Raw genomic sequence first — 24,936 nt, forward strand, 5'->3', positions numbered from 1 at the left:
GGTCTATCGCTCGCAATCTCAATCTGCAAGAGTTTGACTTCGGCACATCAGAAAGAATAGGCTTCCGAAAAAACAAGCTGAAGGAGGGTCGCAGTGGAGAAGGTGCGACGCTTGCGCGCGATGGGTTCGCTGTGCCGTCAACAGGCCGCGTACAACAGCATGAACAAATGGAAACTGCTCGCGGACGCGGAATGCTGGGAGCACTTGGCTGAGCTTGAGCTGTCGTCCCACTTCCGGGAATGCAATGTCGGTAGCTCGACCAGTTCGCTTGACTGGCCGGGTGAGAAAACGCCTGTAACACGGTGATGAAAAATCGACCCAATGGGCCGACCTCTTCAAAGATCGGGGCGTGCAATGAGTAATCGTAATCGGCCATACAACCGCGTTGTCCTGTGCCAGCGCGCTCAGGCACTTCTTTCTCAGCTTGCCGAACTTGAGATCCTTCGAGGCCGAGTGCAAGAGGCCGAGGAAAATACAGCTCTCGGTCAGTCGGCAGATCCGGTGAGGTCAACTCGTTCACTGACACTAAACAGAAATCAATTACATTAATAGCCGGCTCAACTTAATCGGAGCTGGTTGCCGTCTGATTGACCAAGATTGCTACGAGCCATCTTGCGGCTCTGTAGCCGAGCAATCTATTACGTTCGCAGCTTGCGGATCACTAAGGGGCGGATGATCTGGGCCGAGCAGGTCGCCGGTTTCTCCATGCCATTTCTACAGCATCGACATAAACAGAGCATACAATCCTCGCGCTCTTCAGCGTAGTCGCCGCACTGGCGCGGCTGGCTGAAACCGCGCCCATAATAACAGGTGAGATCGAAGGATCGGCTCAGAACCGATTGAACGCTCGCGTCAAATTATCAGCGTGCTAGAATACACTGCAGGGTGCATCGTGAGTGCTGCAAGTACCGGCGACGCGCGAGCGATGAATATCTTGCGCGAACTGCACGAGGCCGAGACAGAGTTAGTCGGCAAGGCCGTCGTTTTGACTGACGGCAAGGCTGGCACAATTGATGGCGTCTTCCTCGATGATGAGCACGGGCTACGCATCTCGGTCGCGGGACATGAAGGTCGCTGGCCGACTTCGACGGTGAAGCACATGGGCTGATCGGCGTTGCGCCGCTGGCGCCGCCGCCGCGTAAGACCCCGTCGGGCTGGCCTTCAGCCGTTCCTAGTCGCAGACGCGCTCCCTGCGCGTGATCCTGCGGCCGTCGTCCCTTTCAACCGTGGTAGTCTCGTAGTGGCAACGATGTCGTGGGCCGATTGTGACGCCACCTGGGCCGACGCCAACTGTGGTGTCGGAGTTGTAGCGGCGACGGTCTCTATAATAATCATCGCGGTAGTAGCGGTCATCGCGGTCCCGTCCGATCTGGACATCGACGCCTTGGGCCATCTTGACGCCTTCGGCCTTGGCCGGAGTGACGAGCGGGGTAGTCGTCAGCACGGCTGTGGCTGCCGCCGCGGCAAGAGCCATCTTCATCATGCCGAAGTCCTCCTTGGCTTCCATTTTTGATGTAACAGGCCCGGACCGCCGAGGGTTCCACAGGGGTTTAGATCAAAAGCGCCTTCCAGCGCGGGAGACGCGGTCCTACAGGTGGGGTATGCACACTTGCAGGTGTTTGCTGAGGCCGCAGGGGTCGCTGCTGGAAGGGCCAAAGCAACAAGGACCCGACGGATGCATCTATCTAGCTTGATCCAGCGCGCGGCCGGTCTAAAAGATCGCACGGGCGAGCTTCCGCCTGATCACATCGGGGCAATGCAGAAGAACCGGGAAAGCCTTTGACAAAGCACTAGGGCCGCCTCTAGGGCGGCCTCATCATCCGGAAAAGCCTTAGGCGCTAGTCGCGGTCGTGATGGTGATGATGATGCTCGTGGTGCTCGTGACCACGGACGCCTCCACCTCCGGAGTGCGCAATAGCGTTTGACGTGAGGGGGGTCGAAAGCAGCATAGTTATGGTTGGCGGCGTGACCGCCGCGAATTTTCCGCAAGTCTTCAGAAACTCACGTCGGTCGTCGTCTTCGGCGGGCATAGCGGCCAATCCTCCCGATTTGTTGGGCGATAGGATATTAAAGTACCACGAATTAAATAAATTTAAATACAATTAATATGTTCCATTCGCAAATGTCGGAAGGGCAACATTTTCCGGCTTTGCCATGATCCTCGAACCGGACGGTCTCGCCCCCGGCATCCAATTTGACGCCTGAAGGATCGATCCCCCGCTGAAGTAGGATATGGCTTTGTTCTATCTCAGTTCGAACCGGTCGGCTCGTCGGCCGATTGGCTCCAATTGAAGGTTTGCGGTGAAGCTACGGTTCCATGGTATCATCCGACCTCATGAGCGTGCTGGAGGGCGAGACATGGCGATCTACCTACATTTGCAAACCCACGGCATGACACCGAAGGAAATTGCCTGTATCACAAAAGCTTACGAGCAAACGTTGCGTACTCTCTGTGTTAAAGATCGCGACGATCCGCTCACGGAATTGGTGGCGAGAACAATCATCAAGATCGCCCAAACAGGGGTCAAAGACCCTGCACAGATTTCAGCGCAGGCGATTAGCGAACTCGAAATGCTAGGCGATCGCCGACTGGGGAACTGAAACATTCCCGAGATCACGAGGTTGGCTACTGGGCTTCGGGGCTTCGCAACGGGGAGGCGCGCGCCATGACCCCTCTCCCGGTGGGCGATGTGTTCCTCACGGTCGCAATCATGGCCATCACGTTCGTGGTCGAGATCGGCCTTTTCATCCTGACCGGAATGTTCTGAATGGAGCGCTCGCGCTTGGGCTCCTGCACGACATCCTCGCGGAATTAGAAGCGGCGCTGCAAGCTCTGAACGGGTAGCCGGAACAGTAGAGACGCCCAAGCTGTGCCGCGCCTCCAAGGGGAACCTTGGAATATCAAGGAATATCAAGCGGTGTTGAAATCTCAGGCCTAGAGAAATCTGCAATAGCGCTCTGGTCACTTGCCGCCGCCTGCCTGGTGGCGTTCAGTGTAGCCGCAATCGTGTCTCCTCACTGATCGAACAAGAGACCGTCTGCCTCCCGGCGGGGTCGAGGAGCCAGCGCCACTGGGCCCCGCAGCAGGTGGTGATTGTCCGACGCCAACTTCCGGCGGCAGTGGCCACAGCCTCCACTGCGCCCGGCGGCCGACGACGCAGCGGTGCTGGTCGGCCTCGGCCTAAGATTGCATTGAGCGATGGGCCAATGCTGATCTAGTAAACGCACTGTCGGACCCAGTAGCCACCGCTCACCCGTATCCACTGGCATGGGCTGGGTGGGGGCTTTTGATGATCGGCCATCCATGAATGTCGATGTTCGTTGGCGCAGTGATGCCGCGCCAAAAGACAGCATTCGCTTCGGAAGAACGGATAACCAAAGCTCCTGCGAAGCAGGTAACGGCTATGCAGCACAACAGGAAACGGCTCATTTGTCTGATCCCGGTGAGATGTTAAACCTTTGGCGATGCTATGCGAGGTCCGGGATCAGGCCAAGGCACCGAAATTTCAGATGGATGTCTCCCTTTGCGCGCGGCGTGACGCCGCCGCGCTTTCATGTCCGTATTAGGTAGCAAGTCACGAGAGAGGGTCTACGGCGGGATGCGGGCCGCCCTGCGAGCGCCCGGTGTCGCGACGCCAAAGCACTTTCATCCGAATTCGGGTCCTTCGAAAACAGTTCGTTAGCTTTCGTGTGGCTAGTTAAAAGCGTGCCGATTACCGCCGATTGCGGCACATTGGAATGGGAATGCCGGCCCCGGCTGTTTACCCCAATCCTGCGGCTGGGGCCGGTTTAAATTGCGCGCCCGAAATAGATCAGACCGAAGCTCGCCGCGTTGAAGGGGTTGACGAAGACACGACCCGCCATCAGCCGCTCCAAGTTCGTCTTTCGCATGAAGCATGCGCAGGCCGCCCCTTTTTCTTCCGCAGCGCGTTAAAATCTGAGATGCCATCGGCGGCCAGTGCAACCGCATCGCCATCGAGCACGAAGTGCTTCTGGCGGGCGGAACGGGGGGTCAAGGTCCACTATTGCCTGTGCCTTGTTATTTAGTGATTGAATTTGTGTATCGTCGTTTAATTTATTTAAAGCTCCGGGGTGATTAATTGTGATACCAAAAACCATCAGGTCACCGACCCGGGATCGATCCCCACTTGCTTGCGATGAAATCGCTGCGGTGAACGTGCGCAGCTCAATCGCCCGAACGTCGCCATAGGGAAGGTCGCGCCGTGACATAGGGAGGGTCTCGCCATGAGTGGCCTCCATAGTACCCGGAGTTTCCCGCCGGCCCCGCGATGGGCCGATCTCTTCAAATCAGCCGATGTGCCATGGGCGGGCAATTCATGCGGCGGAGCGGATGCTGCTGCCGTTGTTCTTCGTTACCGTTTAGAAGCTTTAGCTTCTCAGCTCGCCGAACTGGACGCCCTTCGCGAACGAGTGCATCAGGCTGAGCAGAGGAGCGAACCGAGATACGCCGAACGAAACGCGACGATGCGGGCTTCTGAAGATGAGCGTGGGTTGGCACCTGCACGATTAATCTCGGATTGAGACGCGTGGATACACAAGCGAATTTCGCGCTGCCCGAAGCTATTGGAGCCAGATGTGCTCAGGTCGGTGATTAAGTTTACTGTAGTAGCAACGTTGCTGATGACCCTAATTACTCCTCCCGTAATCACCCAAGCATTCGGGCACGGGAGCGGTGGTGGCGGGGGGGCTGGCGGCGGCGGTGGTGGTGGTGGCGGCGGCGGCGGTGGCGCTGGTGGCGGGGGCGCTGGAGGCGGTGGCGGTGGCGGCGCGGGAGCTGGTGGCGCCGGTGGAGCGGGAGCCGGGGGTGGTGGCGGTGGCGGCGCGGGAGCTGGTGGCGCTGGTGGAGCGGGAGCCGGTGCCGGTGGTGCCGGTGGCGCTGGTGGCGCGGGAGCTGCCAGCGGTGGCGGTGGTGCCAGTGGCGGTGCGGGAGCTGCCAGCGATGGTGCCGGTGGGGGGTACGGTGGGGGCGATCCCTATGCCGGTGCATACGGTTTCCCTTACCCGAACCGGCTGGGCACGCAGATCCAACGGAGCAAGGATTGGTCTGGTGACGGCTGGCTTCGTGACGGTGCTTTTTATCCGTTCCGCGAACGCGCGCCCCGTCCTCGATGGGATATGTGGAGACACGCGACGCCCGCGCCTTTCCACCACAAGATTCATAAAGCTCAGCGGACGAAGCTCAAACCGCACGAACCAATGCGGACAATATTGTCGGATCACAAACCTGTGCAGCCGCTTGGGGCGCGAAGCCCATTGGCCCCGCGTCGCCCGGGAAATGATGATGCGGCTGCCAGCCTACCGGTAAATCGCGCGCGGGATGAAGTTCAAGTCGCGCCACCATCCGTCGTCGAGGGCAAAAGCGAGCAAACGATCGGCACGGCACCGGTAGATGCCTCGGCCGATGTCGTTCAGGTCACTTCGCCACTCGTTGTCGAGCGCAAAGGCGAGCAAACGATCGGCACGGCACCGTTAGATGTCCCGGCGGCGGATGTCGTTCAGGTCATCCCGCCACGCATTATCGAAGACAACGACGCGCCGATAACCGGCTCCAACAACGGGTTGTCGCTAGTGATGATGATGGCACTCGTGGCACTTGGCATTATCACATTCTTGCCATTTCGCCATAGGTATGCCGAACGCGTGTTAGCCTTTGCTGCGATGCGCTGCTCCGAAGCGCGAGCCGACGATGCCCGCCCAATCAGCTTACGGTGTCCACCGCAAATCGAAGCCGGTCCCGCTCCCCTATCTACTCTAGAAGCGTCCGTGCAAAACGTCCTCGACACAATCAAGGAAGCTGAAGCCGAGATGGTTTCGTCGCGACAACTCCGAAAGCCGGTGTAAAGCCGATTCCCCTACTCCGCAGGTGACCTTGAGCTGATGCAGGAACGGCGCGTTCACCTTCTCGACATGGATGCGGGCCGCCCTGCAACCGCTAACATGTAGGCTTCGCACTCGCCGCCCCTTCTGGGCGGCGTTTTTGTTTGTGCTTCTGGAAAGAAAGCCTGTGCGTCATGCAGCGGCCATCAAAACCTGAACACGATCCAGCACTGGCCGTTGCGGCACCTTCGCCTCGTTCCAAGGCTTGGTTCTGAGGACGTTTCGGAACTCTTGCAGTCCGCAATGAGTTACAGAGCCGCCGACTCGATTGAGCATGAGCGGTCGCGTGCGCGGTAGCACGTGACGGTTTCTTGATCGCGCCGGTCGACAGCAGTTGAACAGAGAGAGGCGACAATGAAAGCACCACTTCTGCTTGCCGGCGTATTAATCATCGGATGCACTGCCCCAGCACTGGCCGATGAGTACTACGTCGTACAAGGTCCGAGCCGCCAATGCACGGTTACCACTACACGCCCGGCGGACAAGGAGATCGTGACGCAGATCGGTCCGATGGCCTTCAAGAGCCGCTCGGAAGCCGAAGATCGCATCAAGCAGACCAAAGTTTGCGAGGAAGGGACAGTTGGTAGCAGCAGCAGCACGACTGTCATCAAAGAGAAATAGTCGAGGGCATCATTCCTGATCGTCTTTGGCTATTCGAGAAAAAGTCGCGCCCATTCCTGTCGGCGCGACCTTTCGTTTGCAGGCCATCTAGTGGGACCCGCGCGGGTCGGGCCAGAGATAACCGCGCCAGTGTGCTCGTCGCGCCGGGGGACTCGGCGGCTATCTTTGTGCGTCGGCGGTGGCACGTCCGGAGCAAGCGCATCATCTCGATTTCGGCCTGCGTGTTACGGATCACCGGGGGCTAGATCATCCGGGAACACGCCGGGCATCGGCTGCAAGTTACCGAGGTAGCAATTGACGACGCCGAACAGGTTATGATCGCGGCTTGGTTGGTGGTGATGCTGTAGAGGTTGCAAATCCTGCTCAGTCGTCTCCGCGCGTGGTGTCGATGAACCCCTTCGGCATGTCCGGCACGTCAGCCGGATCGCCCGGTTCGGGTCGATTGCAGAAAGGACAAGGCTCGCCGGGAGCACCACACGGGCACGGTCGGCTCTCGCTGCCCCAGAACGGCCGGTCAGGGTGTGCCTCGCAGACCCACCGGCTGTTATCGCATCTGGGACAGAACTTCATCGTCCGGCAATTTCGCGCAACGGCAACGCAAGCTGCACGGCGAAGGGTCTGGTCGCGTTGGCCTTGATGAACGCTTGGAGCGTCGGGGAGACCGCGTTGGCGTCCTCGGCCGCGCGCTCGGCCAGTTCGTCCGCTATGTCGGCTGTGGCATCTCGCGACCAACCCTCAACGGCATTGAACACCACGATCCGCAATGGATAGGCATACCGTCCGGACAGGATGTCGCGCAGCACAGTCTCTCGATCGGTGTCCGTCTCGTCTGTCTCACGCCAAGCGCAGCCGGCGCGGGCGCCGAAGTCCTCCAAGACTAGATAGATATCTCGATCGAGACGGTCGGACGGCACAATCGACGGCGCGCTACGCATGACGCAACTCCGGAACTGTTGACGATCAACCGAGGCAGACGGCCCTAAGTTCCGGTCAATGCGGCCCGCCGTCAAGCTCATCCCGAGCCGCCCGCGCAACCTCTCGCGCCGCTTCCAGCGCCACAACACGCGTCAGCACCTCAGGCCAAAGGCGCCGGCTCGGCAGATCGTCCCAGTAGAAGTAGCGGCTCGGCTTCCCGTCGCCGTACCGCACCTCGAAGCTGCCGCAGTCGGCACAGCCTCGTGCTTTATGAGGCGGATCGAAGTGGTCTTTGGGGCTCGCATGCCGCTCATCAAAGCAGCGACACAAGTAGCTCGCAAATTATCGATCCGTAGTGGGTCGAATCATCGGCGAGCTACTGGCAGTCGTGGGTGTTGAAACGAGCGGCCGTGCGTTCACTCGAACACCACTCGCCGATCTACTCGACTTCGATCACTCTGTCCTTTGCGGACCGCAAGCTGCGGACGTAGTAGCCGAGTTGCCTAACGGGCTGATCTGATCTCGTCGCTAACTTTCAGAACTCTTCTTCTGCTCTTGCGCCACCGTTTGGCGGAATAAGCCGCCGGTATCGATGAGCCTAAACTTAGAACGAGCAAGTCGTGCTGCCCGTTGCGATACACATCAAACACTTTCCGCCCCCGATCTATGAGCTGAGAATGAAATGTGTGTTGGTCGTCTAGCAACAACGTGCGCTGCTTGGCACGCTCTCCATCGCATGCGCCGGATTATAGGTTGTGAGTCCCCGAATCCGAGAGCCGGGGCGCCTGTGAACGGTGGGGATAAACTGGGGATGCCGTACATCAACGGATACCATTACTATTTCGTGATATTTGTTCTTCTGCGAAGAAATCAATTAAAATTCAAGGGCTTAAAATAGGCCGTGCAACGAGAGTAAACCTATATTTTACCCGCTGTACATCTCTCTCCTTGCGGAACTCGCTCTCGCCTCGTATATGGCCTCTACCTTCTGGAGCCAGATTCGCAATGACCAAGACATTGGACCAAGCCATCGACGAGATCGTCGCCGACATCGGCAGGCTAGAAGCCGAGATTCGCGATAGGAAGAAGACCGTCAATACCCTCTGCTCCGTTGCCGGTAGGGAGGCCATGTTCGTCCTCGACGCGGCGGAGATTACGGTGCCGACGCAGTTCCGACCGGACCAGTTCTATGGCCAGGCCCTTGCAACAGCAGTGCGCACGATCCTGGAAGCGCGCAAGCAGCAGAACCTCGGCGCAGCGACTGTTAAGGAAATCTTCGAAGCGCTGACCGGCGGCGGCTACCAGTTCAATACCAAGAATGATGAGGTGGCGATTGCGTCGCTGCGCAACTCGCTGTCGAAGAACACCGTCACCTTCCACAAGCTGCCCAATGGCCGCTTCGGCCTTCTAAGTTGGTACCCGAACGCCAAGCCCGTTAAGGCGAGCGCGGCGAACAATGGTAGCAGCGTGGAGGAGGGAGGCGAGGAGAACACCTCGACCGCCGAAACGACGGCCGAGGCTTAAGAGTCACCGCTGGCTGGGTATCGCCCTGAGAAAGTGAAGACCCGCCGGCTCTGGTCCACCCCAAGACCCTCACGAGGGAGAGCTAGGAGCATCCCATGTGGCAAGCCGTCAGAATATAGCAGGCCCGCCGGCGCCGGGCATTTTGCCCGGCCGCTGTCGGGATATGTAGGCGACTCAACCCAATCTGTCCATAGGAGCACTACGCAATGCCGAAGAAGCAGTCTTCGAGCAAACTCTCGACTTTGGCTTCGAAAGTCCTCAGTGGCGAAAAGAAGCCGACCATCACCGACGCCAAAAAACTGGCGGCGTCTGTCCTCTCTCAGGACGAAAAGAAGGGCCAGCGCTAGCGCTGGTACCATCAGCAGCAACGCGAAAAGGGCGGCACGTTGCCGCCCTCTTTGCGCTGTGGATTGTATCAGCCTACTTCTTGATGCTGGCAGCGATCTCGCGGTCTTATTGCGATGGGCGAATAGATGGCCGGTCCTTCTGCACGGGACTAAGTCGCCGGCTCGGCTTGCATGAGCCGGTCAAAATAGATGAGTTCAAGTTTATCCTACTCCGCGGATACCAAAAACTCAGCCGACAACTGTCGGGGGGAACGTAGGTAGCGCTCCCCCGCTACCAAAAACCCCCACAACATCAAAATATTAGATGGATCGCGGCGGTGCGCATCCCAGTCCGTAGCGCATTGGTAGCGCTGTGATCGCATGTAAAGGGCAATCTAGTCCTTGAGAGCTTGTTAGCTGAATCCTTCATGGGCAACCCTTCTTGAACGCCGTCGTCGTTTGCTGCTTACTCATTCGCTGAAACGGCAGACTCCTCGATCCCCGCCAGATGCTTCAAGTGGAGCTGCCCACGCATTCGCCCGAGCCAGCAAGCTAATCCTTGATGGATCGATGTCGGATCGCGCACTCCGCGCCGTCCGAGAACTCGGCGCCTACCCAGCGACAAAGTCGGCCGCGTACTCGCTTCGGCGGTTCAGCCCTCTCAAGGCTGAAACAGGGGTTCGATTCCCCTAGGGAGCGCCATATTTCAACAACTTAGCAGCGTCGCCAAAGCGCGTGTCCAGTTGGTGTCTTGTTGATGCCGACATCATACTCACCTGCTCACTCGTCGAGAGGTCCTTCTAGCGGCAGTCGAATCCTTGAGCGGGCTGTTCAGATCGGCGCGCGTTAGAACTTCCAATCGTCGGTCCAGAAGCGGCTCCCCCGTCGGGGCCTGATATGCTTCAGTGCTGAGCGTGCTGTTATTCAGAAGCTAATCGCTTGTATAGTGAGCGCTTGGCGACAGAACCTCAGACGCAAGCATGCACTGTAGCGACGTCCCAAACAGTTGCCGCCGTCGGCCGTCGCCCCGTTCGTGCCGTTGCGATCCCGCATCACCTCATCGATTCCCGACCACGTCGGATAAGAACTGAGGCGACACTCTTCCCAAGCTGCATACGAGGGTTCGATTCCCTTCGCCCGCTCCAGCCTAGCAAACCTCGATGAAATAAGCACTTCCGCAATTTTCGGAAGCCGAGTTTGTCGCCCCATGGAGAAATCCGTACAACGGCTGTACAAATCTTGCGTCTATCCAAGCCGTGCGTTGCTGTAGCTCGTATAGATGAGCGCGGGCTCCAGTGGTTTCGTCGGTGGCCTCGCAATCTTCCGGACGTAGGTGAGGTGAGAGCCTCGCAACGGGGAGAATCCCTCCCTCTCCGCCACCCGACCGAAGAGGTCGGAAAATCCCGACGAAATAAAGGCCTGTTCGCAGATCCGAGTTTGACCCTGTGTAGCACCCTTGTGGAGCACCCAGCCTACACCGCTCCGGCGAATCCTTGCCAATTTTTTCCTGTGTCCAATCCTTGGCTAGATCCGGCTCGAAGGTCCGCCGGTCCAAGCGCCGCGGAAGTATTCGAATCCTTACCCCTAGGATCTGCAGCGCTTGCTTTCGTCAGACAAGGCGGCCTTTGGCGGAGGGATACTTACGAGTTGCCTACCATGGGATGCAGCCAAGGCAAGCCCGGCCTTAAGCGTGAGGGCGGCTGCCGGCGAGATGGGGATCGCCGCAAGTAGACGAGACCTGCATAGCGCCATCGCATGTGCAGGGTCCGAACGCGACGGCCTGGCTCCGCCGAGCAAGATCGCTGAGGGCATGGGAAGCATCTCGATGCGCAAGCGTCGGGATTTCTCGCCTATGTCCTCTGCTCTAACCTTCACCACCAAGCACGGCGGGGAGAGATCAAGAGGGAGTAAGTCAGGGGTTTGGAATGAACAAGGGTGGGGGTACCAAAAAGTCTATGACCTTTGCTCCGGGACCGGTCTCCCTGGTTCATGCGCAAAATTCTGGAATTAAATACAAAAAGCCACCCGACGACGAAGCGAGGCAAGCCAGGGGGTGGTCAACTCCTCAACGCCGACCGAGTCGCGGACCGGCCCCACTCTCACTTGCAGATTTTTTTCTCGCTCAGGATAATTCACGCCCTATCGTGCAGAAGTCAGATAGTTCCTTTGCAAAGAAGGATTGATATCTCAGGCGCTTATAGATGGCAGAGCTTCCAATGGGCGTGGTGCACCCGGAAAGTAGATGGATAATTTTTCAGAGCTCTTGCGTGAGTGCACCCAGCAATCGACGACAACATGTGTCGCGAAATGCAGAGGAAAGGGGAAGCTCTTACTGCGTTTGCATGGAATCAAGAGGGCCATCGTTCGCCGGCCACCCAGTGCCGGTTTCGGTTACCGTGTGAGGTGGAATGATCGGGGTGCGAGTTGGACGGTCCTTCGGCATTTCGGAGCGAAGCGGACGTGGCCTGCATTGAATAGGACGGACACAAATGACCCAGTACGGACGTTGGTCGGTAGCTCGCCACGTCAGAACCGACAATTCGGCTAGCCGCCTTCCGCGATTCCTCCACTACTATGTGCACGCGCGAGCAGGCCCTTGCGCACATCCTTAAGCCCGCAGACCCAAAGGAGCTTTGATTACGCTCCGAACATCTTCGCGAGAAGATGCACGATTTCCGCCGTGGCAACCTTCATTCCCAAGTCCTTCCCAAGGTCAACAAGACGCCTGCCCCATCGCTTGAGCCTCCCCGCGTCAGGTTCGGCCTTGACCGCCTCCTCTTTCACCACCGCGGCGGTATCGCTGAACGCTTCTTTCTGCTCTGGCGAGAGCTGACTGAATTCCTGCGAGATCAGCGCGCGGTCGATGGCGGCGACCAGTTCGTTGTGGTTTTGCGTAAAGGCGGTCTGTGAAAAGTTGTCGCCGATCCCGACCTGCTGGATAGCTCCAGGACTGTTCGTCTGGTTATTGATGACGCTCACCACGGGATCCTTTCTCAGGCGCTCGCTCCCTTGCATACCGTGAGAGAAGTCTGCCAGCGCCTGCTCCTTGAAGCGCTCCAGCTTCGCCCTCACCTTTTCAATCTGGATTGCGGTCACAGCACCCAGGTTCAGTCGGTCCGCCTTCTCGGTGATCTCCGCCATAATCATCTGTTGGACGCGGTTGGCAAAGTTTGTCAGGTAGACCAGCGCCTCTGGCTCGTGCCCAGCGGTGAACTCGAACGTGAACTTCGAGGCCTCCGCAACGGTCGACTTGAACTGGCTGGCGGCTATCTCCTCAAATGCAATGAGGGTCGCGCCACTCTGCAGCCTCCCCGCCGCCGCGTGCTTCGCCTGCATCGTATTGATCTCCCGAGCCAACACTTCGTAGACATCCGGGAGGCGGTTATCGAGTGAGCGGCCGAGGTAGGCAGTGTCAAAAGCCATGGTAGCCTCAAAGAAAAAGCGCCAAGAAAGGCGCCATTCTACCCAACTTGGGCCCTATGCTACCGGGCGTTGCTGACCATCAAGTGCTCCCGGATAGGTCTTGCTGCTTATGGCCCATCGCTTTACTTGATGCGACGCAGCGGCACGTCCGGAGTTTGGGGTAGACCGGAAGTGGCTGGCAGAGCACCAAACCGACGCGATTGACCCGAACGCGACCTGCAGTGCCGACGTCGGGGGGATGTGTCCACCACCGGCATGCAGACGGGAACTTTGGGCCCCAGAGCAAGTTCCTTTCCCGGCACGGTCTTGAATCGGAGCGATCTCATGCCGGTCACCCGCAATCCTGCCAGCACCGCGAACTTGATGGGGCACCCGCTGCATCCCATTCTTATTACGCTGCCGATCGGGTTTTGGGTCGCGACCTTCCTCGCCGATCTGGGATATTGGTGGAGAGCAACAGACGGCTGGGCGACAGCCGCAATGTGGCTCCTTGGCGCCGCCATTGTGGCAGCGGCTTTGGCTGCCACAGCAGGTCTGATCGACTTTATCGGCGACGCGCGGATCAGAAATCTCAGCGAGGCATGGCAGCACGCCATTGGCAATGTGATTGCCGTGCTCATTTCGCTGTTCAGCTTCTATTGGCGATATCGCCATGGCGGACCAGGCGTGCTGCCAGTCGGATTGATCCTATCGCTGGTCGTAGTGCTGATTCTCCTCTTCACCGGCTGGAAGGGTGGCGAGATGGTGTTCCGCCATCGCGTCGCTGTCTACGACGAGCCGCGGCCGTAGGCCATCCATGCCATCGGCCGCGCAGTGAGGAACGACGTTGGAACAGCCCGCGATCAAGGATTATGCGATCATCGGCGACTGCCGCACCGCTGCGCTCGTGTCGCGGGATGGCTCGATCGATTGGCTGTGCCTGCCCGATTTCTCCAGCCCCTCGGTGTTCGCCCGGCTGATCGATGAAGAGGGCGGCTATTTTGCGATCCGTCCGCGTGACATCTGTACCGTCAAGCGCCGCTACATCGGCTCCACGGCGGTACTGGAAACGACTTTCGAGACCTCAACTGGCGTGCTGCGTCTCGTTGACCTGTTTCCAATCGTCGATGGCGCAACGTCGCTCGCGCCGATGCGCGAGCTTCTTCGCATCACGGAATGCGTTTCCGGCAGCATCGAACTGGAGATTATCTTTAACGCGCAACCGAACTACCGCCGCACCCCCATACGGATGAGCTACCGGTGTGGCTTCGGATGGCGCGGCGATTGGGCGAACGAATTGATCGTCCTCAACACTAAAGCCGAACTTGTGCCATCGGGCACAGGGCTGAGCGGCAACATGTGCTTGCGAACTGGCGAGCGACAACACTTCAGTCTCGCGTATGTGAGAGGCGACGTGGCGAGTGTGGCGCCGCTCGGCCTCGAAGCAGATGAGCGATGCGAGCACACCACCACCTGGTGGCGGAATTGGACTCTCCAATGCTCCTTCGACGGAAGAGAGCGCGATTCAGTGCTCCGCAGCGCGGTGACACTAAAGCTCCTCACGTCCTGCCTCTCAGGCGCGCTGATCGCGGCCCCGACGACTTCACTGCCAGAAGCAATCGGCGCAAAGCGCAATTGGGATTACCGCTACTGCTGGATGCGTGACGCCGGGCTTGCGATGAATGCTTTCATCGGCCTCGGATTTCACGCGGAGGCGGAAGCCTATCTCAACTGGCTTCTGCACGCGACACGTCTCACCTGGCCGCGGCTGAATCTCGTCTACGACACCTACGGTCGGACGCATCTGCGCGAGCAAAAGCTTGCGCACCTCTCGGGCTACCGGCATTCGCAGCCGGTTCGCATCGGCAACAACGCAGTCGATCAGTTGCAGCTCGATGCCTATGGACAGGTGATTGTCGCGGCCGATGCCTTTGCGAGCGGCGGACAGGAGCTAGACGCTACCGAGCAGCGGATGTTGCGTGGTTTTGGAGATGTTATCTGCAAGATCTGGCGCGAGCCCGACAATGGCATCTGGGAGATTGCCGATCGGCGGCGCCAATATACGCTCTCGAAAATGCTCTGTTGGGTGGCGCTTGACCGCCTTCTGTCTCTGGAGAAGCGAGGCATCATCAAACTCAAGCGGCGCTGCGAGCTGTTTGCTCGCGAGTGCGAGGCAATTGGCCGCTGTATCGAGGAACACGGCTTTAATTCGCAGATCGATAGTTACACGGGGGTGCTCGATGGACAGGAGGTCGATGCCGGGTTGCTCTTGATGGTCTGCGTTGCCTACAAAAACGCAACAGATCCGCGCGCGATTTCGACGTACGCGCGCATCCAGCGAGACCTCAGCCGCACCGGGCTGCTTTACCGCTATCGGCCAGGATCGGACGGAATGGCGGGCGAAGAGGGAGCATTCGGTATTTGCGGCTTCTGGGCGGTCGATCATCTTGCCGAGCGCGGCCAAATCGAAGAGGCCGAGCGCTATTTCGATCACCTTGTATCTTTCGCCAACGATGTCGGCTTGTTTGCCGAGGAGATCGATCCCGGAACCGGTGCCGCGCTCGGCAACTTTCCGCAGGCATTCACCCACGTCGGCCTGATATACGCGGCGCTCTCATTGCGGAAAGCGCGGCGCAAGCGTGCTGCATAACATGCTCACCATCACATCCGGATCGCTCCTCTATCTAGTTCTTTGGGGGCTAATTGCGACCGTGGCAATGACCTCAATTTTGGAAGGCAGCCGCGGTCTCGGCTTTTCGCGCCTTAGCCTGCCTTTTCTGATTGGGGCGTTTTTCACCAGGCAACGGCGCTGGGCGGTGATCGTCGGGTTTATTGTCTATACGATTGGTGGCTGGCTGTTCGCCTTTCTCTATTTTCTTCTATTCGCAAGCGTCGGCATGTTCACCTGGTGGTTCGGCGCGCTGGTAGGCGTCGTGCATGGGTTATTTCTCCTCGTGTCAGCGTTACCGCTGCTGCCGTTCGTGCATCCACGCATGGCGTCGGAATATCATGCGGCCAGCACAACACGTGTACTTGAACCGCCGGGTTTTCTCGCGATGAATTACGGCTACCACACACCGCTGACCACGCTGATCGGCCAAACCGTCTACGGCGCAACGTTAGGCGGTTTCGTCCAATTGCAGCAAGCCATGAATGGGTAGGCTCCGATGACATCCGCCGGTCGGGTCGTTGTTGTCACGGGCGCCACGGCAGGCGTCGGGCGCGCCGTGGCGCTTGCCTTTGCACGCCGCCGATGGAATGTGGCGCTGATTGCCCGTGACCATGACGGGCTCGAAAACGCACGCCATGAAGTCGAGGAAGCCGGCGGAGCGGCACTGACGATTGCAGCCGACGTTGCCGATGCGGACGCGCTTTTTGCGGCCGCCGATCGGATTGTGCGCGAATGGCAGGGAATTGACGTTTGGGTCAACAGCGCGATCGCGACGATCTATGCACCGATCTGGGATGTTACGCCAACCGAGTTTCGTCGTGCGACCGAGGTGACCTATCTGGGTTATGTGTTCGGTACGCTCGCGGCACTACGGCACATGCGGCGGCGGAATTCCGGCACCATCGTCCAAGTCGGTTCGGCGCTGAGCTACAGGGCCATTCCGCTACAAGCGCCGTATTGCGGGGCGAAGTTCGCTGTTCGTGGTTTTACCGATGCCCTCCGGTGCGAGCTGCGACATGAACGGAGCGGCGTGCGTGTGACGATGGTGCAACTGCCCGCCGTCAACACGCCGCAATTTGACTGGGGCCGCAACAAGCTCGGTTTCTATACCCAGCCGCTCCCGCCAATCTATCAACCTGAGGCAATTGCCGAGGCGATCCAGTGGGCAAGCCGCGAGAGTCCGCGAGAAGTCTGGGTGGGGTTTTCCTCCCTGAAAGCAATCATCGGCAATATGATCTTCCCCGGCCTGCTGGACAACATTCTGAAAAGGCGAGGTTATCGCGATCAGATCACATCCAAGCCAATACCGGCCGATGCGCCTGACAATCTTTTTGCTGCCGTTTCAGGGCGGCACACCACGCACGGCCGTTTCGATTCGCAAGCGCGTGCAAACGTAAGTTTCTTCAATGCGGCAAGTATTCGCATCACGTTGGCCGTGGCGGCACTCGTCATCGCGATCTCCGCCACTGTCGGTGCAGCTGATCTGTTTCAGCTGATTGTCAGATGAGAACTGCGGACAGACGAACGGCATTGAGCCTAGCAATGTGATGCTCGTCGCAATGTCCGGAGTTGGCCCATCGCTTCACTTGATGCGATGCAGCGGCACGTCCGGGGTTTGGGGTAGACCGGAAGCGGCTGGCAGAGCACCAAACCGACGCGATTGACCCAACTGAGACATTGGCGCACTAGGTTACGGTTGTGCAAGAACGCGGCAGCGCTGTGGTAAGCCGCAACGCTCCGGCCCGAGCGGAGACGGCAGCCCTGAGCTTGGCTAGACCGGCTCCGCTGAGACCGACGCTAGCGGTCATAAAGCGGATTGCGATTGTCCATCCCAGCGACCCGCCCTCGGGTCCTGCGACGTCGCGGCCTCGAGATGCTTGAGAGCGGCGTGCGCGCGGGCGCCGGTCTCGATGCGCTAACGCACGAAGATGCCTTGTTTAGTGACAGTTGCGCGATATGGCGCCCGTCCTGTTCCTCGGCAGGAGGCGCATCACGACCGCAACTTCCAATTTAGGCGATCTTGGCGACGCGGCCGAGACCGGCCGCACCTGTGCCACAGGTGCGCCCCATTGTCATCCCCTCGCGTCCTTAATCTTCGTGCCAAGTCGGGGACATGAATTGGGGGACCGCGGCGGCGCGGCCGGCGACATTGAAGATTTGGCAAGCAAGCTGTATTGCCGGCGCGCTGACAGCAACTTCGCTTGCCGCGATTGGTCAGATCGCGGTACCGCGCCCGAGCATCGCAACGCCGAATGCAAGAGTGGCTGATGCATTCAGCGGCATCCCGCTGAATGTAACGACGGTCCTGATAAATGCCGGCGCCGCGTTTCCGGCCCGGTCCATCGAGACGAAATTCGATACAGGATTATCGGCTAATGCGATCGTTGCGGCGGGATTCCGCGCCGTGGCGTCGGACTCGGTGCCACCGTCCGATGTAACCACTTCGCAAGGGCCAAGGTTGCAGGTCGCCAGCCTTGAGGCAACGTCGCCCGAGAACTCGGTAACTCTACAGCAGGACCGCCCGCCCGTTGCTTCGTCCAGTCCGGGCGAAGGCAAACCGTCGTATCTGAAATACTACGTCTACTCGGAAATTCCGCCGCCGGAGAAACCCGCGAAGATCGCCTTGTCGGCGTTGAGCGACGTTCCGCTCGGAACGCCCGTCCAGGAGATCGAACGTGCAGCCGAGGCGTTCGGTGTCGATGTCAATTTCATGAAGGCGGTCGCCAAAATCGAATCCGATTTCAATCCCAGGCAACGCACCGGCTCCTACATCGGCCTGTTCCAGTTGAGCAAGTTTGAGTTCAGCAAATACGGATCGGGCGATATCCTCAATCCTCGCGACAACGCTATGGGTGCCGCCTACAAGTTTCTCAGCGAGGCTGCGCTATTCGAAATAATGACGCAGAAGAAGCCGACCTTTTCCGACCTCTACCTGATCCACCAGCAGGGCTGGGAAGGAGCCGCCCAACACATCAGCCGTCCGCAGCGGATTGCCTGGAAGTCGATGTGCGCAACCCAGGAGGGCTCGGCGAAGGGCGAGCGATGGTGCAAGCGCGCTATCTGGGGCAACACGCTGCCTGCGGTCAAACGCGAATGGAAGTCGGTTGATAATCTCACCTCGGGTGCGTTCGTGGCGATGTGGCGGGACCGCGTCGACACGCTCTATGCCCGCTATCCTGTGCTAACTGCGGCGGCCGAACGCTCGAGATAGAAAAGCTTGCGACTGCCCACACGCACACCTCTTGGCCCACATTCGTTTCGTCGAGAAGCTGTCTCGGAAAATGTGATAGTGCCATCACGCCCATGAGAAACCCTGCGATTCCCGCATCTGCCTCCGCATCTCAGCATATCTTCGCATTGTCGCCCCACTCGCATTGGTGGCCGGGCCAGCCCCGGACCGATGGACCAAACCATATTGGAGTGCCGTTCCAGATACTCCAACGACCATCCGGTTCAGCCGGAAGCTTCATATAGTGGGCGCGCGTATTCTGATGCGTGGCTCGCGAGCCTCGGCGCTCGTTGTGAGCGTGGCGATCGCGATCAATCCAGTCGACAAGAGCTTGATTGTGGTCATCGAACCTGCCTTTTTAGCCCTTGATGGAGCTGCAACCTTAGCCCGTTTCTTCAACCTCGGGCAGGCGAACCTGTGCGTGAGTCTGCAACTGGCCCGAAGCGACAAACTCGGTCGAGCGCCCGCGATGTCGGCAATGAGAGGTAAGTCGGACGCCGGTTTGATCGCGCCGAACCGACGCGATTGACCCGGAGCAGACCTTTTCACGCAGCCCGCCGACCGCCAGCTTTTGACGCCAGCCGAACTTAGACTATTTTTTCGGAGCCGCGAACCGTTTCTCATTTTTTAAGCCTCTAAGTCTCTAGGGCGTCAGAAACGACGCTACAAAGGCAGGAGGTTGCTATGCTGTACAAGAAGAACGTGGCTGGCTGGGAAAGTTGGGTCCGGCTCTTGGCTGGGGCCATTATGATCGCTTGTGGGCTACTAGGCCTTAAAGGTATGCCCGTTGGATACCTGATCGCCGGTGTCGGGGTCCTGACCGCGCTTACAGGCGTTTTCGGATACTGCCCGGCATGCGCAGTCAGAGGTCGGAAGCTGCGCGCCGAACCATGAGCACACCTTTTTCATCGCCGAGCACGATGGAAGCGGCAATAGGCGGGGACGCTGACGCCATCCTGACGCTGCTCAAAACGTCGCAGCCCGACATACGCCGGTACGCGCGAAGAACCTGCCGCACGACAAGCGATGTGGAAGACGCGGTTCAGGAAACGTTATGGATCGTGTACCGTCGCATTGGTCGTCTCCAACGTGCCGGAGCCTTTTCCCTCTGGCTCTTTCAGATAGTTCATCGAACCTGCTTAAGATTGGCAAAGCAGCATATAGGCCTTCCTGATGACGTCTCTTCCTTGGAAAATGACCTGCAGCTTTCGAAGAGGCCAGAATCAGAACTTCGCATCGATATAGCTGCCGCGATCCAATCGCTGCCGAGCCACTACCGGCAGGTGCTCATTTTTCGGGATGTGGACGAGATGACGATTAGCGAAATAGCGCAATCGCTGGAGCTAACCCGAGAAACTGTGAAGGCTCGACTGCATCGCGGTCGAGCGCTCGTGCGTGAATATATAATGCGCTGAGGAGTCAAAATGTTCGCCAGCAGTTCACTCACCGAGCACCTTACCCGAGGTCTTGTCGGAATTGGAGCTCTCTCGACGGCGGTGTGGGTCGGGACAGACGCAGGTTGGCCTGCAGTACTGGGTTCCGTCATTCTGGGGCTAGTATCATTAATGGCCTTTCGAGGATGCCCGGTCTGCTGGTCTATAGGCCTGTTTTCGATGGCACGCCGGTCGTTGGCCTCGCTGTAATCGGGTTCACTTCTGCTTATGGCCCATCGCTTCACTTGATGCGATGCAGCGGCACGTCCGGGGTTTGGGGTAGACCGGAAGTGGCTGGCAGAGCACCAAACCGACGCGATTGATCCATTGCAGACCTGGAGCACTGATGATCCTATGGGTCGGTATGGCGAGCAATAACGAAACCTCGATCTATGATGCAGTGACCGGCGGCACTGACCTACTGCGCTGGTTCGGTCAGGTGCCGAGCTTCCACGATGCTGAAATCATGTGAAGGGTTTCGGATGCCGGCCGCATGAGGGACGGCACCGCGTGTTCGGCGGCCGGCGTCCGAAAGCCTCCAAGGGAGGAAACCGCGCTTGGGAACGTAGAGCGGTGCGGCAGGCGCTATGGTGATTTGAGTGCCGCGGGCGAGCTGTCTGATTTGGATCGAGCCGATGCAACGAGTCGTACGACGGTGAAGCGGCTGACGAATAAGCGGCGGGTGGTATCGAACGCAGTAGATTGTCGGACGATTTGCGGCGGGTGGAGGATATCTGGGCGCGCTCTGCCGTGGCCGATCGAGAGCCGGCGAGCGCGAGGGGCAGATCTGCGGGATTGTGACGCGGTCATGAGGTGTCGATCCTGATGACGCTGGTTGGGGCTGTCGGCCGATGCCGCGGCGTTGCACCGCGCGCGAAGACCTCGATGATGATCATGTGACCGCCGCAGCATGGACAAGTCGGCTTGCTTGGATCGGCGGCCGCGGTGGGCTGGGCTTCAGGTTTTGCAACGGCGAGCAGCTCGCGGGCACGGGCGATGTTGTCGGCGCACGCGCTTTTGGCGAACAGGCCGTAGTGGCGGATGCGGTGCAAGCCTTTTGGCAGCACATGGATGAGGAAGCGGCGGATGAACTCGTCGGTGGCGAGCGTCATGCGCTTGTGCCGATTGTGGCCCTCGATCCGGTAGTCCTTCCACTTGAAGGTGACGCCCTTCTCGTCGACGGCGATCAAGCGGCTGTTGGCGATGGCGACGCGATGGGTGTAGCGCGACAGATAGGCCAGCACCGCCTCAGGGCCGCCGAACGGGCGCTTTGCGTAGACGACCCACTCGGCCTTGCGCAGCGGCGCCAGGAAGGCCGTGAAGGATTGGGCATCGGCCAGATGGACATTGTCGCCGAAGAAGCTCAGGCGGCCGGCTTGGCGCGCGGCGACGAGCTTCTCCAGGAATAGCCGGCGGAACAGCCGCGAGAGCACGCGCACCGGGAGGAAGAATCCAGGTCGACACGATACCCACTTGCTGCCGTCGAGGGAGATGCCGCCACCCGGTACGATCATGTGCATGTGGGGATGATGGGTCATGGCCGAGCCCCAGGTGTGCAGCACGGAGGTGATGCCAATGCGGGCGCCGAGGTGCTTCGGATCGGCGGCGATCGTCAGCATGGTCTCGGCCGAGACCTTGAACAGGAGATCGTAGACCACGGCCTTGTTCTGGTAGGCGATGTCGGCAATGACCGCAGGCAGCGTGAACACCACGTGATAGTACGGCACTGGCAACAGCTCGGCCTCGCGGTCGGCGAGCCATTGCTTGGCGGTGGCGCCCTGGCACTTCGGGCAATGCCGGTTGCGGCAGGAGTTGTAGGCGATGGTCGTATAGGTGCAGTCCGCACAGCGCGCGACATGGCCGCCGAGCGCCGCCGTGCGGCAGCGCTCGATCGCCGACATCACCTTCAGTTGGTCGCGGCTGACGTGCCCGGCATGGGCTCGGCGCCATGCCGGGCCATGGTCGCGGAAGATATCCGCAACCTCCAAGGCCGGGCGCATGTGCGCCGCGTCAGCCGGGCGGCCGGTTCTCCTTGAGCTTGAGCGCGATATGCTCCAGCGGGCTCATGACCTCGCTGATCGTCTTGGTGGCGACGCGGGTATAGAGCGCCGTGGTGTCGAGCTTGGCGTGACCGAGCAGCACCTGGATGACGCGGACGTCGATGTTCTGCTCGAGCAGGTGGGTGGCGAAGCTGTGGCGCAAGGTGTGCAGCGAGACGCGCTTGTTGATCTCGGCCATCTGGGCCGCGGCGTGGCAGGCGCGATTGAGCTGGCGCGTGGTCATCGGCTGGGCCGGATCGCGGCCCGGGAACAGCCAGCCCTGCGGCCGCGCCGCCTTCCACCAGGCGCGCAGCAGATTGAGCAGGCTCGGCGACAGCATGACGTTGCGGTCCTTGCCGCCCTTGCCCTGCTCGACGCGGATGATCATGCGCTTGCTGTCGATGGCGGCGACCTTGAGCGAGACCACCTCGGCGGCACGCAGGCCAGCGCCATAGGCTACGCTCAGCGCCGCCTTGTACTTCAGCCCCGGCGCGGCATCGAGCAGCCTTGCCACTTCCTCGACGCTGAGCACCATCGGCAGCTTGCGCGGCTCGTGAATGACATGGGTGTGCTCGACGATCTCGTGGCGTTTGAGTGTGACTTTAAAAAAGAACCGCAGCGTCGAAACGGTCTGGTTGATGGTCGGCACGCCAACACCGCACGCCGCCAGATGCAGCTGATAGCGGCGCACGTCCTCGAAGCTCGCCGTATCCGGCGATCGTCCGAGGAACGCCGCGAAGTTCTTGACCCTTTGCACATAGTCATGTTGGGTCTTCGGCGCGAACTTGCGGATCGTCATGTCTTCGATCATGGCCGGCGCAACAGGCTCATAGCCTCGTCGGTCATGGGGATGCTCCTGTCTTGGGTGAAGGTTGCGAACCCCTCATCTCAAGACAGGACGCCCCGTTGCGCTATCCTCTGGGCTGTATCGCCCGCCGCAGCGCCCTACCGCGCGAGCGGTTTAGTCCAGTGGCCCAAGGCGGCGTCCAGATTGGCTCTGAAATGGTCCGCTTAGCGGAGTAGGCCGGCAGTGATTAGCCGACCTCCCGAACGGCGCTTTTGTGCCATTGCCGTCATAAGTCGGGTCAAAATCCCGCATTGCAGCAGTCTCATTGCCGCCCCGTGATGTGGTATTGTTTGGTCTGGGCCAAGGACCTGCGGACCCGGCCAAGGTGCCGGCGGTCACGAGTGGTAACGCTCACCGGCGCAATCCTCGTGTTGTTGTGAAACGGCGCGAAGTTCATCACGAGACAATTGAGGGAGGCTCAAATGACGACCTTCCTCGCAACCGCAAAGAATACGCGCGGCAGGCTGGCTGTTTCGGTGATCGCGCTGTGGTGTGTTGGAATCGCATTTACTGTCAGCGAAGTGAAGGCCCAGCAAGCCGGGTTGGATAACATTCAGCACGTCATTGTGATTTATCAGGAGAATTGGAGCTTCGACGGTCTCTATGGCAAGTTTCCCGGAGCTGATGGCATCGCTAATGCGGGTGAGCGGATCGGGCAATTGAAGAAGGACGGCACACCGTACACCGCGCTTCCGCAACCGCTCGATACCTCAAGGAATCCGCCAATCGCCGATCCTCGGTTTCCGGCGAGTATGCCGGTCGCTCCGTACGACGCGGCCCAGTACGTTCCGCCTGACCAGAAGACCGGAGATATCGTGAATCGCGCCTTGCAAGAGGAGCGTCAAATCAACGCTGGCAAGATGGACGGATTCGTAGCCTGGAGCGAAAACGGCGGCTTGGCGATGAGCTACTATGACGCCACCGACTTGCCTGTGGGCCGCTTGGCTCAGCAATATACGTTGGCTGATCGTTTCTTTCACTCGGCGTTTGACGGATCGCTGTTCAATCATTTCTGGTTGATCTGTTCCTGCACCCCGGTCTGGCCGAATGCACCCGCCAATCTGGTGATCCAACTCGACACTCAGGGCGTCGTGCGCAAGCACGGATCGGTCACTCCGGATGGCTACGTAGTGCATACGGTCTATTCGGCTAGCCGACCGTATCCGGCGAGTATCAAGGATCCCGCGCAGCTGATGCCGCCGCTAACTATGCCGACGATTGGGGACCGATTGAGCGAAAAGGGGATTTCATGGGCCTGGTATTCGGGTGGTTGGAATGATGCCGTTGCGGGCCGCCCTGATCCGCTCTTTCAATTTCATCATCAACCGTTCAACTACTTCGCTCGCTACGCCGAAGGAACGGCTGCCCGCGCCGAGCATCTGAAAGACATCGAGGACTTTCTTGCCGCCCTCCGCACTGGGATCCTACCCGCCGTAACTTTTGTCAAGCCAATCGGGTCGGACAACGAGCATCCGGGTTACACGGACTTATTGCGGGGACAGCAATACGTGGCCAATCTGGTCAAGGCGGTGCAAGAAAGTGTGGTCTGGAAGGACAGCGTGATCATCATTACGTACGACGAGGCAGGCGGACGTTGGGATCACGTGCCGCCGCCACGGGGCGATCGCTGGGGTCCCGGGGTTCGCGTTCCGGCCATCATCATCTCACCCTATTCCAAACGCCACTTCGTCGATCACACGACCTACGAGACTGTTTCGATTTTGAAGTTCATCGAAACCCGGTGGAACTTGGCGCCGCTCTCCAGTCGCGACGCCGCCGCAAACAACCTGCTGAACGCGTTCGACTTCTAATTGAATACGGCTCACCCGTTTCCGCTTCTGGCCCCATAGCTGACGCGTTAGGGGGGAACTTGCCACTTCTGGTCCCGAAGATAGAACGAAAACAGGAGACCTTCATCGCTGTTGAGCCTATGACTAGCTCTTCAGTGCAGCACTTGGCTGGGCGGGCCAGCGCCGTTGCCTTCCCTAGGCTCTGGCTGGCCAAATGCGATGTAATTCAGGGTCGTCCAGC

General features: G+C 59.4%; 22 protein-coding genes and 2 pseudogenes. 17 read left to right on the top strand and 7 right to left on the bottom strand.

What is annotated here, in order from left to right; genetic code table 11:
* The first annotated feature begins 925 nt into the window (after window positions 1-925).
* Window positions 926-1,108 (top strand): hypothetical protein, encoded by a 183-nt coding sequence (locus tag YU9_RS0120010; protein ID WP_027574421.1) that lies wholly within the window; start codon window positions 926-928, stop codon window positions 1,106-1,108.
* A 63-nt stretch (window positions 1,109-1,171) separates the two neighbouring features.
* Here the strand turns inward: YU9_RS0120010 and YU9_RS0120015 are convergent, their stop codons facing one another.
* Window positions 1,172-1,483 (bottom strand): hypothetical protein, encoded by a 312-nt coding sequence (locus tag YU9_RS0120015; protein ID WP_156951997.1) that lies wholly within the window; start codon window positions 1,481-1,483, stop codon window positions 1,172-1,174.
* Window positions 1,484-2,358: 875 nt separating this feature from the next.
* Here YU9_RS0120015 and YU9_RS0120020 point away from each other — a divergent pair.
* The 4 genes from YU9_RS0120020 to YU9_RS0120045 all read left to right on the top strand — a co-directional run bounded on the left by YU9_RS0120020 (window position 2,359) and on the right by YU9_RS0120045 (window position 6,519).
* A complete protein-coding gene (locus YU9_RS0120020; RefSeq protein WP_027574423.1) occupies window positions 2,359-2,601 on the top strand; it encodes a hypothetical protein in 243 nt (80 codons plus the stop codon).
* A gap of 2,095 nt (window positions 2,602-4,696) precedes the next feature.
* Window positions 4,697-5,326 (top strand): hypothetical protein, encoded by a 630-nt coding sequence (locus YU9_RS47905; protein ID WP_156951998.1) that lies wholly within the window; start codon window positions 4,697-4,699, stop codon window positions 5,324-5,326.
* Window positions 5,275-5,862 carry a hypothetical protein gene (locus tag YU9_RS47910; protein WP_156951999.1) on the top strand — a complete coding sequence of 196 codons (588 nt, stop codon included), beginning with the start codon at window positions 5,275-5,277 and terminating at the stop codon, window positions 5,860-5,862. Before YU9_RS47905 ends, YU9_RS47910 begins: the two co-directional genes overlap by 52 nt.
* 390 nt (window positions 5,863-6,252) lie before the next feature.
* A complete protein-coding gene (locus tag YU9_RS0120045; protein ID WP_027574425.1) occupies window positions 6,253-6,519 on the top strand; it encodes a hypothetical protein in 267 nt (88 codons plus the stop codon).
* A 236-nt stretch (window positions 6,520-6,755) separates the two neighbouring features.
* On the opposite strand, the pseudogene YU9_RS50030 reads toward YU9_RS0120045, so the two are convergent.
* The 3 genes and pseudogenes from YU9_RS50030 to YU9_RS50035 form a co-directional block, all read right to left on the bottom strand.
* A pseudogene (locus tag YU9_RS50030) lies at window positions 6,756-6,877 on the bottom strand (SOS response-associated peptidase); the annotation flags it as partial.
* Between the two features lie 208 nt (window positions 6,878-7,085).
* On the bottom strand, window positions 7,086-7,454 hold the full coding sequence (locus tag YU9_RS0120050; RefSeq protein WP_027574426.1) for a hypothetical protein: 369 nt from the start codon (window positions 7,452-7,454) through the stop codon (window positions 7,086-7,088).
* 419 nt (window positions 7,455-7,873) lie between these two features.
* A pseudogene (locus YU9_RS50035) lies at window positions 7,874-8,084 on the bottom strand (hypothetical protein).
* A 355-nt stretch (window positions 8,085-8,439) separates the two neighbouring features.
* Here YU9_RS50035 and YU9_RS0120055 point away from each other — a divergent pair.
* Together YU9_RS0120055 and YU9_RS47920 are read left to right on the top strand one after the other, a co-directional pair.
* A complete protein-coding gene (locus YU9_RS0120055) occupies window positions 8,440-8,958 on the top strand; it encodes a hypothetical protein (RefSeq protein WP_027574427.1) in 519 nt (172 codons plus the stop codon).
* A 206-nt stretch (window positions 8,959-9,164) separates the two neighbouring features.
* A complete protein-coding gene (locus YU9_RS47920) occupies window positions 9,165-9,305 on the top strand; it encodes a hypothetical protein (protein WP_156952000.1) in 141 nt (46 codons plus the stop codon).
* A 2,616-nt stretch (window positions 9,306-11,921) separates the two neighbouring features.
* Here the strand turns inward: YU9_RS47920 and YU9_RS0120065 are convergent.
* Window positions 11,922-12,707, bottom strand: coding sequence for a hypothetical protein (locus YU9_RS0120065; RefSeq protein ID WP_027574428.1), 786 nt, complete (start codon window positions 12,705-12,707; stop codon window positions 11,922-11,924).
* 324 nt (window positions 12,708-13,031) lie between these two features.
* Between YU9_RS0120065 and YU9_RS0120070 the strand changes: the two genes are divergently transcribed.
* The 9 genes from YU9_RS0120070 to YU9_RS50790 all read left to right on the top strand — a co-directional run bounded on the left by YU9_RS0120070 (window position 13,032) and on the right by YU9_RS50790 (window position 20,491).
* Window positions 13,032-13,496 carry a DUF2231 domain-containing protein gene (locus tag YU9_RS0120070; RefSeq protein WP_036017593.1) on the top strand — a complete coding sequence of 155 codons (465 nt, stop codon included), beginning with the start codon at window positions 13,032-13,034 and terminating at the stop codon, window positions 13,494-13,496.
* Between the two features lie 37 nt (window positions 13,497-13,533).
* On the top strand, window positions 13,534-15,336 hold the full coding sequence (locus YU9_RS0120075; RefSeq protein WP_027574430.1) for a glycoside hydrolase family 15 protein: 1,803 nt from the start codon (window positions 13,534-13,536) through the stop codon (window positions 15,334-15,336).
* A 1-nt stretch (window position 15,337) separates the two neighbouring features.
* Window positions 15,338-15,847 (top strand): hypothetical protein, encoded by a 510-nt coding sequence (locus YU9_RS0120080; RefSeq protein WP_198028271.1) that lies wholly within the window; start codon window positions 15,338-15,340, stop codon window positions 15,845-15,847.
* A gap of 6 nt (window positions 15,848-15,853) precedes the next feature.
* On the top strand, window positions 15,854-16,864 hold the full coding sequence (locus tag YU9_RS0120085; RefSeq protein WP_027574432.1) for an SDR family oxidoreductase: 1,011 nt from the start codon (window positions 15,854-15,856) through the stop codon (window positions 16,862-16,864).
* A 642-nt stretch (window positions 16,865-17,506) separates the two neighbouring features.
* Window positions 17,507-18,568 (top strand): transglycosylase SLT domain-containing protein, encoded by a 1,062-nt coding sequence (locus tag YU9_RS0120090; protein ID WP_027574433.1) that lies wholly within the window; start codon window positions 17,507-17,509, stop codon window positions 18,566-18,568.
* A 262-nt stretch (window positions 18,569-18,830) separates the two neighbouring features.
* Window positions 18,831-19,115, top strand: coding sequence for a hypothetical protein (locus YU9_RS0120095; RefSeq protein ID WP_027574434.1), 285 nt, complete (start codon window positions 18,831-18,833; stop codon window positions 19,113-19,115).
* A gap of 155 nt (window positions 19,116-19,270) precedes the next feature.
* Entirely contained in the window at window positions 19,271-19,480 is a 210-nt protein-coding gene (locus tag YU9_RS45930) for a DUF2892 domain-containing protein (protein ID WP_084299007.1), read from the top strand.
* Window positions 19,477-20,001: an RNA polymerase sigma factor gene (locus YU9_RS0120100; RefSeq protein ID WP_027574435.1), complete on the top strand. Its 525-nt coding sequence runs from the start codon at window positions 19,477-19,479 to the stop codon at window positions 19,999-20,001. Before YU9_RS45930 ends, YU9_RS0120100 begins: the two co-directional genes overlap by 4 nt.
* A 364-nt stretch (window positions 20,002-20,365) precedes the next feature.
* A complete protein-coding gene (locus tag YU9_RS50790; RefSeq protein ID WP_256375914.1) occupies window positions 20,366-20,491 on the top strand; it encodes a hypothetical protein in 126 nt (41 codons plus the stop codon).
* A gap of 334 nt (window positions 20,492-20,825) precedes the next feature.
* On the opposite strand, the gene YU9_RS0120110 is transcribed toward YU9_RS50790, so the two are convergent.
* Both YU9_RS0120110 and YU9_RS41940 read right to left on the bottom strand, forming a co-directional pair.
* Window positions 20,826-22,019, bottom strand: coding sequence for an IS91 family transposase (locus YU9_RS0120110; RefSeq protein WP_027574436.1), 1,194 nt, complete (start codon window positions 22,017-22,019; stop codon window positions 20,826-20,828).
* A 10-nt stretch (window positions 22,020-22,029) separates the two neighbouring features.
* On the bottom strand, window positions 22,030-22,869 hold the full coding sequence (locus YU9_RS41940) for a tyrosine-type recombinase/integrase (protein WP_036017599.1): 840 nt from the start codon (window positions 22,867-22,869) through the stop codon (window positions 22,030-22,032).
* A gap of 458 nt (window positions 22,870-23,327) precedes the next feature.
* Here YU9_RS41940 and acpA point away from each other — a divergent pair, with 458 nt between their 5' ends.
* Entirely contained in the window at window positions 23,328-24,716 is a 1,389-nt protein-coding gene (gene acpA, locus YU9_RS0120120) for an acid phosphatase (protein WP_051380442.1), read from the top strand.
* The last annotated feature ends 220 nt before the right edge of the window (window positions 24,717-24,936 follow it).

The sequence above is a fragment of the Bradyrhizobium sp. WSM1743 genome, from assembly GCF_000473065.1.
In the GTDB taxonomy this organism is placed as follows: Bacteria; Pseudomonadota; Alphaproteobacteria; order Rhizobiales; family Xanthobacteraceae; genus Bradyrhizobium.